Origin of the sequence: Schnuerera sp., assembly GCF_035459645.1 — a bacterium.
Lineage (GTDB): Bacteria > Bacillota > Clostridia > Tissierellales > Tepidimicrobiaceae > Schnuerera.
Window position 1 is genome coordinate 1 of the sequence record NZ_DATHXO010000146.1, and the last position, 12103, is coordinate 12103.

Below are 12103 nucleotides of genomic sequence, written 5' to 3' on the forward strand. Positions count from 1 at the left end.
GGTAGATTTAATTATATCTTCTTTATAACTTTCTACTAATTTGATAAACTCCATTAGATCACCTCATTTTTATTCATTAATAATATTATATCCATTTATAGAATTTCATTCAACTTTTATCATTTTTTTTTATATTAAAAATGTAAATGGTTACACTATATTTAGAAATATAGAAAAAGGTGGGGATAGTTTGAAAAGAAAAAAGCTAATATTTTTGCTTTTGATAATTAGCATTATTGGTTCTACCGTGCTTCTATTTGATAAGTATTATCCATCACCAGGATTGAGTAGAGTAAGAATGGGAGATAGGGTAGCTATTTGGGCTATTACTATAATACTATTCATTTATTATATGAAATCTGGTTCTAAGCCTCAATTAGTTCCCTCTGTTTTGTCTAATGAAAAAATGGTTAATAAAGAAAAAGATAAACCTGATATTTCATTTAAAGATGTAGCAGGATTAGATGAAATAAAAGAGGAACTTCAAGAAACTATAGATTTTATTAATAACTCAAGTAAATATAGAAAAATGGGAGCCAAAATTCCAAAAGGAATACTATTCTATGGTCCTCCAGGTACAGGAAAAACTTTGTTAGCAAAGGCAGTAGCTGGTGAAACCAATTCTATTTTCCTATATGCAAGCGGTTCTGAATTTGTTGAAAAATACGTTGGTGTTGGTGCTAAAAGGGTTCGTACTTTGTTTGAAAAGGCTAAAAAGGAAGCGCCAAGTATTATATTCATCGATGAAATTGATGCAATTGGCACTAAAAGAAATTTAGAATCTAATAATGAAAAAGATCAAACTTTAAATCAGCTTTTAGTAGAATTAGATGGGTTCAATACCAATGAAACTGTCATTGTAATTGGTGCAACCAATAGATTGGATTTATTAGATGAAGCTTTGCTTAGGCCAGGGAGGTTTGATAGACATATCTTTGTAGGAAATCCAAATATGAAAGCTCGTGAGCAGATTTTAGAAGTCCATACCAAGAATAAACCTTTAGACAAAACAATAAATATAGTGGATATTGCAAAAAAAACTCATGGCCTATCTGGAGCAGAGTTAGCTAATATAGCTAACGAAGCCGCTATTATAGCTGTCAGAAACAATAAAAACAAGATTAGCATAGAGGAATTTGATGCAGCTATAGAAAGAGTATTAGCAGGATTGGAAGTAAAAAATCCAACTGTTCTTTTAAAAGAGAAAAAAACTGTTTCTATTCATGAAGCTGGGCATGCTTTAGTTGCAAAAATACTTAAGACGGAAATGGTTCAAAAAATATCTATTATTCCTAGAGGTCAAGCTTTAGGATATGTTCTAAAATTCCCGGATGAAGATAGATATTTATTGACAGAACAAGAATTGATGAACAAGATAACAACTTTACTAGCAGGTAGAGCAGCAGAACAGTTGATTTTCAATGAAGTTACAACAGGAGCAAAGGATGATTTAAATAAGGCAACTAATATTGCTAGGGAGATGGTATGCAGCTATGGTATGAGTTCTTTAGGTCCTATGGCTGTAGATGAACATTACATTAAGCATAATTATGAAGTATTGAGAATTGAAATAAAGAATATTTTAGATAAAGGATATAAAAGGGCAATAAAAATACTAACAGAAAATAAAGATATACTACACCATATCTCTAATACTTTAATGGAAAAAGAAACAATTAATAGTGAAGAATTAGACCATATATTTAAAATATATGAAAAGCCAATGGATTGTGCAACATAAATATAAAACATATAGATTCATAAATGTAAAGCGGGCAGACACGTGGGTCTGCCCCTACATTTTGTATTCTATTTTTTATTCTCTATTTCTTCTAGTACCCTTTCTATGAATTGTTCTAGTTTAAATTGTCCTATATCTCCTTCATCCCTTTTGTTTACGGATACAAGTCTTCCTTCTACTTCTTTTTCACCTACCACTAACATATAAGGAATCCTTTGAAGTCGAGCCTCTCTAATTTTATAACCTATTTTTTCAGCTCTATCATCAATGTCTATTCTAAGGCCTTTATCTTCCATTTCCTTTTTGATTTCATAAGCATAATCATTAAATTTATCAGAAATTGGAAGGATTGTGGCTTGAACTGGTGCAATCCATACTGGGAATTTCCCTGCATAGTGCTCTATCAATATCCCCATGAATCTTTCAATACTACCAAGGATTGTTCTATGAAGCATTACTGGCCTTTTCTTTTCGTTATCCTTTGCTACATAGGTTAGATCAAATCTTTCAGGCATTTGAAAATCTAATTGGATTGTACCGCATTGCCAAGTTCTACCTATAGCATCCTCTAGATGGTAGTCAATCTTTGGTCCATAGAAGGCTCCATCTCCTTCGTTTAAAATATAGTCAATTCCTTTTTCTTCTAGAGCATCTCTTAGACTATTAGTTGCCAATTCCCATTGTTCTTCAGTACCCATTGAATTTTCAGGTCTTGTAGATAGTTCTACATGATATTTGAACTCAAAAACACTGTATATATAATCAGCTAAATCGATTATTTTAATTATCTCTTCCTTTACTTGTGACGGTAGCGCATATATATGGGCATCATCTTGAACAAAGCTTCTTACTCTCATTAACCCATGGAGAGCTCCAGAAAGTTCGTGTCTATGAACTAATCCTAATTCACCCCATCTTAAAGGCAGATCTCTATAGCTATGCATTTTAGATTTATAAACTAAAATAGATCCTGGACAATTCATAGGTTTAATGGCATATTCTTCTTCATCGATTTCTGTGAAATACATGTTTTCTTTATAATGGTCCCAATGACCCGATTGTTGCCATAAATCTTCATTTAATATAATAGGAGTTTTTAATTCTCCATAACCTCTTTTAACATGCTCTTCTTTCCAAAAGTCCTCTAAAATATTTCTTATTATCATACCTTTCGGATGGAAAAAAGGAAATCCTGGTCCTTCTTCATGGATACTAAATAAATCTAGTTCTTTTCCTAGTTTTCTATGGTCTCTCTTCTTAGCTTCTTCTAATCTATGAATATAGGCTTCTAAATCTTTTTTCTTTTCATATGTTGTACCATAGATCCTTTGAAGCATTTTGTTCTTTTCATCGCCCCTCCAATATGCTCCCGCTATACTCAGTAATTTGATCGCTTTAACTTTTTTAGTATTCAATAGATGAGGTCCAGCACATAGATCTGTAAATTCACCTAATTTATAAAAGGATATTTGTTCATCTTCTGGAAGATTTTCAATTAAATCAACTTTATATACTTCTCCTTTTTCTTTAAAATACTCTAGAGCTTCATCCCTTGGCATAACAAACCTTTCTAATTCATGATTTTCTTTAACGATTTTAGCCATTTCCTTTTCTATTTTTTCTAAATCCTCAGGAGTAAATCTATGTTCCGTATCAAAATCATAATAGAAGCCATCTTCTATAGCAGGTCCTATGGCAAATTTTACATCTGGAAATAGCCTTTGAACTGCTAAAGCCATTATATGGGCTGATGTATGCCAGAATATTTCCTTGCCTTCCTTGTCCTCAAATTTAACTATTTTTATATTGGCATCTTCTTTGATAGCCTCCTGCATTCCTTTTGTCTTACCATTTACTACTGCACCTACTGGTACTCGAGCTAATCCTTCACTTATGTCTTTTGCTATTTCTAATACTGACACGCCTTTGTTATATTCTCTTATTGAATTATCTGGTAAAGTTATTTTTATCTTTTCCATTTTTTTCTCCTTTCCATATATATAATTAAAAAAACCTCTCGTCTCTGCATAATGCAGGGACGAGAGGTTAACTCCCGTGGTTCCACCCTATTTGGTGCTCCATTTAAATAACGCAAATTTGCGGATATCCTTATGCCTATTGGTTTAGGATACGACTCTGGGGTGGTCTTCAGCTATTCATTCTAAAGGAGGCTTTCAGCCAAAGGCACTCCACTCTCTGATTAGTTTAAATAACCTACTCTTCCCATCAACGTCTTTAAATATTGATTTGATTACTTATTTTAACACAATATACCCAGTTATTCAAGTTTTATTCATAATTTTATATTTATTCCTTAAGATTAGATAATATCTCCTCTATAGATAGCATAGTCTGGTCGCCTGTTTTCATATTTCTTAGAGTATATTTGTTCTGTTTTACTTCTTCTTCTCCGATAATAATAGTATAAGGGATATTTAACTTATCTGCATAACCAAATTTTTTCCCCATTTTTGCCTTTTCCAAATATATTTGAGTATTCACATTTTTTTCTCGAAGTACCTTTCCTATTTCTACTGCTTTTTCTAAGTATCCTTTCATTGGTATTATTATAACTTTGGTCAAAGAATTGTCTTCTACATCTATTAGTTTTGCTTCATTTAATTGATAGAACAATCTAGTAAGACCAATAGATATTCCTACTCCTGGAAGCTTTTGTTTTGTATAGTATTCAGCTAAATTATCATATCTTCCACCAGAACAGATACTACCTATTTGAGGATAATCCTTTAGGAAAGTTTCATATACAGTACCTGTATAATAGTCCAATCCTCTTGCTATAGTTAAATCTATGGAATAATTGTCTTCAGGTACTCCAAATAATTCTACATAATGATTTACTGCTTTTAATTCTTTTAATCCTTCATTGAAAATTTCATTATCAATTTTTAAGCTTTCCAAGCTATTAAGTTTTTCTTCATTAGTTCCTTCGAACCGTATAAATTCCAATATTTTTTCTATGATAGTCGTTGCTAAACCTTGTTCTTCTAATTCTTTTATAACTCCATTTATACCAATTTTCTCTAGTTTATCTACTGTTCTTAGTATTTCTGTTGAATCCTGTATTCCTAACCATTGGAAAAAACCCTTTAGAACTTTTCTATTATTGATTTTTATTACGAAGGAATCAAATCCTAAATCTTTAAAAGTTGAATAAATTATACTAGGAATCTCCGCATCATTAATAATATCTAAGGTGTTGTTACCAATTATATCTATATCACATTGATAAAATTCTCTAAATCTTCCTCTCTGAGCTTTTTCTCCTCTATATACCTTACCTATATGATATCTTCTAAAGGGAAAAGTTAGTTCTGAAAAATGTTGAGCTACGTATCTAGCAAGGGGTACAGTTAGATCAAACCTTAAAGCTAAGTCTGTATCTCCTTTTTCAAATCTATATATTTGTTGTTCTGTTTCTCCGCCGCCTTTAGCTAACAATACTTCTGCTTTTTCGATTACTGGTGTATTAATGGGCAAAAATCCAAATTTCTCATAGTTTTCTCTAATGGTGTCCATCATTTTGTTAAATAATATTTGTTCCGATGGGATAAGTTCCATAAATCCAGCTAATATAGATGGCTTTATTGTTTCTCTACTCATATGTATACCTCCAAACATAAAATGATTTATTATTATAATATCATTTAAACAATTATTTTCAAACAGAAATAACATAAAAATGAAGCTTTTTCAATCTTTTAGCTTCATTTTTGTTAATCTTGTTTTATTTTAACCTTTCCTTTACATTTTTCACATCCTAAACAAAAATATACCTTATTTTGGAATACATCTGTAATAATTTTGATTACATCTCGCTCTTTATTTTCTTCATCTAAATGGATTACTATATTTTCAGGAGATATCACTATTAAAGAACTTATCAATAGGTCATCTTCACTAATATTTACATTGTCTAGTTCTGCAATGACTTCATCAAAGAAATTATTATCTATTTTTTTATTGTCTTTATCTAATAATCTGTAGTTCTTACCTTCAAATACAATATTAACTAGATGATATTTCGGTTCCTGTGCTTCTACAAAATATTGTAATATTTTAATAAACTCTCTATATTCTTTCTCTAAAGTAAATTCTTCTACTCCTTTATCTATTACCAAATTTATAAAAAGATTGAATCCTTTTAACCTAAATAATATGAAACCGTCTATTGAAATAAAAGACATATCCATTATATAATTTTTTATTTGGCTATTTATATACTCTTTTTCTACAGTAAAATTTTCTTCATTTAAAAGTAATTCTTTCGTTATTTCAATTACTTTCTTTTTTTCATTGGTTTTTAAGTTCCTAAAATTAGTTTTTATTTGCTTATATATAATATCTTTAGAATAAATGTTCAATATTAAGTCCAAAATAATTTTAGCAATATTATTATAAAATTCTTTTAAAGATCTATTTTTTACAGGAGTTATATTGAATAAATACCTTGTTTGGTAATCTATTTCTTCAATTTTTACTTTTTTGTTGGATAAGTAATTATTGATTATTTTTCTAGCTTTATCTTTATCTTTATTTAATGCAATTTGAACCTTCACAACTTTTCACTCCTTTCTTGATACTAGTATGCACTCTCAGCACATGTATATACTGCGTAAAGAGTTACTCTATTGGCAATATAGACTAATTATCGTTCCAATATCTATAATATTTTCATCACTTAACCAAAGTATTTTATTATTATATTTTTTTACAAAATTTGTTATTTTAGTTTTATCAGGGTGGATAGTTAATTTACCAGAGAATATGAAAATATCCTTGAATAGTTTCCCTGTTGCTCCACCTATAAAACCATAGTTATAACCTTCTAAATCGATGTATCCTGGCTTAACTAATAGTACATCTATACTAGAGTTAGATAATTTTTTATACATAGAATAATCTGCAGTTATAACTGCATTATTTGCTACTATAGCCATGGAACATTTTGTATAACCTTGTTTAACGTCAATAAATCCTAGTTTTTCTTTTTTTAAATAATATTTTAATTTTTCGTCTGTATGTTTAAAATTATGTACTGCAAAATCACCTACTCTTGCTACATTATATGCAATATCTTTTGGATACTCTTTATCTAATTTTGTTTCACCTTTTATTATTTTAATACCCATTCCATATAGTTTATCTTCATAATAATCAAAAACATTTGGTGCAACAATTAAAGTATTGTGATTTATTGGATGTAGAACTATATCTGGATGATAAGCAATAGGTTCTGCTACTTCTTTACAGGGAATGGTAGGGATAATATTCAGATTTAACTTTTTTAAGTTTGACTTTATTTCCTTTGATATACTACCGTCTATTATAACTGTATTAGCTAGTTTATTTGGAATAAACGGATTACTTGACATTTTATCACCACTTTATCAAAAAATTAAACCTTCTATTATATGGATAATAGAAGGTTTCCTATGGAGGCGGCACCCAGATTTGAACTGGGGAATAAAGGTTTTGCAGACCTCTGCCTTACCACTTGGCTATGCCGCCATATTGAAATTTGTGAATAAAAGAACTTACTACCAGTTTTAGCGGCTCCGACTAAGTGACTCGCACCAAATCGAAATACATGATTTGGGCTCCCTACTTATGCCTTACCACTTGGCTATGCCGCCATATGGAGCGGAAGACGGGATTCGAACCCGCGGCCCTCGCCTTGGCAAGGCGATGCTCTACCACTGAGCCACTTCCGCATATTTGGTGCCCAGAGGCGGAATCGAACCACCGACACGAGGATTTTCAGTCCTCTGCTCTACCGACTGAGCTATCTGGGCTTAATTGTTTTACGAGTAATGACCACAAATGATAGTATACAATATTGCTTTTATAATGTCAATAGATTTTCTAATTATCCCATTTCATATATATGAAATGGGATAATTAGTCTATTAAATTTATCAATTCTTCTTTAGAAAAGTTATATTTCCCGTTACAAAAATGGCATACTATTTCGGCTTTTTCATCTTCTACTATTATGTTCTGAATCTCCTCTTTGCCTAGGCTTATTAATACTTCTTCTATTTTTTCTCTACTACAGTTGCATTTATATTCTATAGGTTTTCTATCTAATATTTCCATTTCAAATTCTCCAAATAAGGTTTCCATAACTTCTTCTGGAGTTAGTCCTTGATCTATTAGTGTTGATATAGGTTTTGCTTTTTTTAGTATACCTTCTATCCTATCTATGTCTTCATCTTCTACTCCTGGAAGGAGCTGCAATATATATCCACCAGCTGCTCTGATTGATATATCTTTATCTACTAATACACCTAAATTTATGGCTGATGGTTGTTGTTCTGAGATATGAAAATAATGGACTAGATCTTCTGCTATTTCTCCTGAAACTAGATTGGTATATCCTATATAGGGATCTTTTAATCCTAGATCCTTTATTATTGCTAATTGCCCATTTTTCCCTACAACACCTCCTACATCTAACTTACCATTAGATCTGCTAGGTAAGTCAGCATAAGGGTTATCTACATATCCCTTTACTTCACCTTTATTGTTTGCTACTGATATTATATTGCCAATAGGTCCATCTCCCTTTATTTTAAAGGTTAATGTATCTTTCTCTCCTTTCATGGTTATCCCTAACATAGCTGCTGCTGTTAAACTTCTACCTAGAGCTGCACTAGCTGTTGGAGAGGTCCCATGTATCTTTCTTGCTTTTTCTACCATTTGGGTTGAGGTAGCTACGAATACTCTAATGTTTCCTTTTTTATCTATTCCTCTAATAATATAGTCTCTCATAAACATACTCCTATTACAAAAATATTTAAAGCCCCTGTTAAGGGGCTTAATTTGCTACTGTTATAAAACATATAATAGAGAATCAGGTTTATAGTTTAATAACGTTAGTAGCTTGAGGACCTTTTTCTCCTTCAACTATTTCGAATTCAACATTTTGTCCTTCTTCCAAAGTCTTAAATCCATCACTTTCAATTGCTGAATAATGTACGAATACATCTTCTCCCTCTTCTGTGGAAATAAAACCATAACCTTTTGTAGCGTTAAACCACTTTACAGTACCTTTTACCATTTAAAACATTCCTCCAATACAACAATTTAATAGATGAGTCCTATGTATCATCTACTTTTTCTTAGTTTATCACAATTTAGATATCCTTGTCAAATAATATTCCCAAAGATTTCATTATTATTCTAAAAAATTTTCTATAATAATTTATCCCATCATCAGGGTAATGCAACAAAACTTACCCTTTCACTGGTTTCAAAAGGCTTTTCAAAAGTAAATTCATGAAAACAATGTATTTCAGAAAAATCGGCAAGCTTTAATAATTCAACTATTTCATCTATTCTATAAGCCTTTTCTAGATGTTCTTCATCAAATCTTCTATATTGCCCATTGTCTTCCTTTACAAAAAAAGTAAGATAAAACTCTCCCATATTATTCTTTTCGTCAAAATAATTTTGCCATATATATAATAAGTCCTCTCTATCTTCAACGAAAGTATTGGTCCCAATTATCTCTTTTAGTTTGTAGTGGGAATTTATATCAAAAATAAATATCCCATCAAGATTAAGATGGCTTTTTACATTTTTAAAAACTTGCAATAAATCATCCTTATTCACTATATAGTTTATGCTATCACATATGGAAAGGATGCCGTCATATTTTCTATCTAATTTGAAATCTATCATATTTTGATTTAATATAGTAATGTTTTTAAACTTCCTAAGCTTATTATAGGCAATGCTTAGCATATCTGATGATAGATCAAAACATGTTAAATCATATCCATCTTTAGCAAAATAGTAGGATAAATTGCCTGTTCCACAAGCCATTTCTAATATGGATTTTGGCTCTTTGTTAAATCTAGCTAATATATTTTTGATATATAAATACCATTCTTTATAATCAATATCTGCCATCAACTGATCATATAAAAATGCAAAATCTTTATACACCTTTTTTCCCCCTTGTAGTACCTATTCTTGTTTTTTCTTTTTCATATTTCGTTTTCTAACTGTCATCAATCCTCCTATTTTACCAGATTCCTTAGCAGTTAATCCGCCCCAACCAACCTTACCTATTTTATCCATTAAACCCAGTTCAGCAGCAATTTCATATTTTAATTTATCCTCTAAAGTTTCTTTTTTCTTTGACTTCTTATTGCGATTTTTATTTTTCTTTTCCACATCAATCCCTCCTAAAGTCTATTATTAGTTAGGAGGGGTTCTTTTATTCTTATGTAAAAAATATTTTATAATTCCAAAATATAAAGATTAGTGTAAATATGAATATTGGCACTCTTTCTCCTATATTCAATTTGCTCTTTTTTCTTCTAGTATTTACAAATATGTCATTATAGGTATTATCAAATTCCATAGTATCGATCTTACTACCTGGTAAGGATTTAATCAATTTATATAGCAAAAAACCGAGTACCAGAGCTAATACTCCTAGACTAACAAAACTATATATCATAAGATTTCTTTCTGGTAAAACATCTACTGTATAAGAAACACCTCCTAGATCTTGTTCTAAACCTCCTAGTTTATATCCTATAGTTAAGGCTATTGTATTATTCATGGTATGCCCAATAATTGTTGATAAAATAGAGTCGGTTTTTAACGCTATAATTCCAAATATTATGCCTAAAAAAATCGGACCTAGCAGATTTTGAATATTGAAATGGAACAATCCGAATAAAATTGCAGAGTATATAATTGCCTTCTTCTTTCCTAATTTTTTATAAGAACTCATTACTAATCCCCTAAACATAACCTCTTCACATATACCAGGAGACAAAGCTATGATTAAAAATCCTAGTATAAACTCACTTTGAGTTGAAGGTATAGGGACTGAATTTGGTATGACATGACCAAATCTACTTAACGCCATAATACCTATAAAATTAAAAAATATGGCAATAGGATAAGATAATATGACTATTAATATTACATAAATAGCTTGTTTTAAACTAATTTTATTTAGCCTCAATACCTGTTTTATAGAGAATCCTCTTAATTTTATATACAATAAGGTAGGCATTAGTACTATCAGATACTCTGTTATTAAAAGGCCTGTATATACTTCCCTGTGTTGAGCTAATGCACCTAAAGTTATTAGTAATAAAGCTATGATTAAATAAAGAATATTTACATCTAAAATTGGTGGATTTTGTTTATTATTAATCATTAAACACCCCTACTTTATAATATTTTATAATAGAATGATTTAAAAAACCTGTAGGTTAACCTGCAGGTTTTAGTCATCAAAAGTAAAAATATAAGGTATGTTTCGATAATAGTCCCCATAATTAAGGCCATACCCAACTATAAACACATCTGGGATAGAAAATCCTACATAGTCAGGAGAAATATCTACCTTTCTTCTGCTTGGCTTGTCTAACATAACACATACCTTTATAGATTTTGGTTTCTTCTTATAAATAAATTCTACTACCTTACTCATAGTATATCCAGAGTCTATAATATCATCTACTATTAATACATCTTTGTTTTCTATTTTAGTCCTAATATCTGTAATTATATCTACTAATCCTGAAGACACCTCATCATGTTCATAGCTTGAAGTAGTCATAAAATCAATGTTAACAGGAACTTTTATAGCCCGCACTAAATCCGCTGCAAAAACAAAACTCCCCCTAAGTAAGGATATCACAACAATATCCTTTCCATCATAATCTTTAGATATTTCTTCTCCTAACTCATTTACCCTTTCTGAAATTTTATCTGAATCGAATAATATTTTTGGTTTTTTATCGAATTCCAATTTTCTTTCTCCTTTCCCTCTTGTTTTATTTTGGTTTGCTCCTTAATATTTGCTTGATTTCCTTTAATTCCATTAAAATTTTGTTTAGAGTATATTGAAGACTTACCAGTATAATTGTTACTGTTATGATAATTATAGCTTTAATATTCATTAATCTTCTCCTTATCTCTAATTTAAAACTTAGTTAAAATATAATTATATTGTGTTGATTATAACATAAAATGTTAAATATATGAATGAATAAATTGAAAAAATGTCTTTTCACAGGGACTATGAAAAGACATTTTATTCTTATACTTCTTCTTCACAAAGGTCTAACCTATTGTTGTCATTTTCAATAAATTCTAGTTTAGATATAGATACTTCATAAGCTATTTTAGTTTCTACTTCATCGTTATTATACTTTTTCTGATATTCTCGACTTTGAATTCTCCCCCATATTTTGATATGGTCTCCTACCAATAGTTTTTCGCAAAACCTTGCGTTCCTCCCCCAGGCTATACAGGGTATGTAATAGGTTTTATTATAAGCTCTATTTACTGCAACAAGCAAATCTGATA

13 protein-coding genes, 3 tRNA genes and 1 other annotated feature are annotated in these 12103 nt (G+C 30.3%); of the genes, 1 reads left to right on the forward strand and 15 read right to left on the reverse strand.

Features of this window, described 5'->3' with window-relative positions; genetic code table 11:
- The first annotated feature begins 190 nt into the window (after positions 1 to 190).
- Complete coding sequence (gene ftsH / locus VK998_RS03345; RefSeq protein ID WP_325225468.1) at positions 191 to 1741, forward strand: ATP-dependent zinc metalloprotease FtsH; 1551 nt, start codon at positions 191 to 193, stop codon at positions 1739 to 1741.
- Positions 1742 to 1809: 68 nt separating this feature from the next.
- Here ftsH and thrS read toward each other — a convergent pair whose 3' ends face one another.
- The 15 genes from thrS to VK998_RS03420 all read right to left on the reverse strand — a co-directional run.
- Entirely contained in the window at positions 1810 to 3720 is a 1911-nt protein-coding gene (gene thrS, locus VK998_RS03350; protein WP_325225470.1) for a threonine--tRNA ligase, read from the reverse strand.
- Positions 3721 to 3772: 52 nt separating this feature from the next.
- Positions 3773 to 3980, reverse strand: a binding site (T-box leader).
- A 68-nt stretch (positions 3981 to 4048) separates the two neighbouring features.
- Positions 4049 to 5362 (reverse strand): histidine--tRNA ligase, encoded by a 1314-nt coding sequence (gene hisS, locus VK998_RS03355; RefSeq protein WP_325225473.1) that lies wholly within the window; start codon positions 5360 to 5362, stop codon positions 4049 to 4051.
- Between the two features lie 113 nt (positions 5363 to 5475).
- Positions 5476 to 6318 carry a putative sporulation protein YtxC gene (gene ytxC / locus VK998_RS03360; protein WP_325225476.1) on the reverse strand — a complete coding sequence of 281 codons (843 nt, stop codon included), beginning with the start codon at positions 6316 to 6318 and terminating at the stop codon, positions 5476 to 5478.
- A gap of 69 nt (positions 6319 to 6387) precedes the next feature.
- On the reverse strand, positions 6388 to 7134 hold the full coding sequence (locus tag VK998_RS03365) for a DUF6873 family GME fold protein (RefSeq protein WP_325225478.1): 747 nt from the start codon (positions 7132 to 7134) through the stop codon (positions 6388 to 6390).
- Positions 7135 to 7195: 61 nt separating this feature from the next.
- Positions 7196 to 7270: transfer RNA gene (locus VK998_RS03370), tRNA-Cys, on the reverse strand.
- Between the two features lie 128 nt (positions 7271 to 7398).
- Positions 7399 to 7473: transfer RNA gene (locus VK998_RS03375), tRNA-Gly, on the reverse strand.
- Positions 7474 to 7478: 5 nt separating this feature from the next.
- Positions 7479 to 7554: transfer RNA gene (locus tag VK998_RS03380), tRNA-Phe, on the reverse strand.
- Positions 7555 to 7660: 106 nt separating this feature from the next.
- The gene (gene hslO / locus VK998_RS03385; RefSeq protein ID WP_325225480.1) at positions 7661 to 8533 is read right to left on the reverse strand and encodes an Hsp33 family molecular chaperone HslO; all 873 of its coding nucleotides are present in this window, start codon (positions 8531 to 8533) and stop codon (positions 7661 to 7663) included.
- 88 nt (positions 8534 to 8621) lie between these two features.
- Positions 8622 to 8822, reverse strand: a complete 201-nt coding sequence (locus tag VK998_RS03390) for a cold-shock protein (protein WP_325225481.1) — start codon at positions 8820 to 8822, stop codon at positions 8622 to 8624.
- Positions 8823 to 8977: 155 nt separating this feature from the next.
- Positions 8978 to 9712 (reverse strand): class I SAM-dependent DNA methyltransferase, encoded by a 735-nt coding sequence (locus VK998_RS03395; protein ID WP_325225483.1) that lies wholly within the window; start codon positions 9710 to 9712, stop codon positions 8978 to 8980.
- Between the two features lie 21 nt (positions 9713 to 9733).
- Positions 9734 to 9943, reverse strand: coding sequence for an alpha/beta-type small acid-soluble spore protein (locus tag VK998_RS03400; RefSeq protein ID WP_325225485.1), 210 nt, complete (start codon positions 9941 to 9943; stop codon positions 9734 to 9736).
- A 49-nt stretch (positions 9944 to 9992) separates the two neighbouring features.
- Positions 9993 to 10946, reverse strand: coding sequence for a CPBP family intramembrane glutamic endopeptidase (locus tag VK998_RS03405; RefSeq protein ID WP_325225488.1), 954 nt, complete (start codon positions 10944 to 10946; stop codon positions 9993 to 9995).
- A gap of 69 nt (positions 10947 to 11015) precedes the next feature.
- On the reverse strand, positions 11016 to 11543 hold the full coding sequence (gene hpt / locus VK998_RS03410) for a hypoxanthine phosphoribosyltransferase (protein ID WP_325225490.1): 528 nt from the start codon (positions 11541 to 11543) through the stop codon (positions 11016 to 11018).
- 25 nt (positions 11544 to 11568) lie between these two features.
- Complete coding sequence (locus VK998_RS03415; protein ID WP_325225493.1) at positions 11569 to 11694, reverse strand: hypothetical protein; 126 nt, start codon at positions 11692 to 11694, stop codon at positions 11569 to 11571.
- Between the two features lie 140 nt (positions 11695 to 11834).
- Positions 11835 to 12103: single-stranded DNA-binding protein (locus VK998_RS03420; protein WP_325225495.1), on the reverse strand; the 269-nt coding region annotated here is incomplete at its 5' end.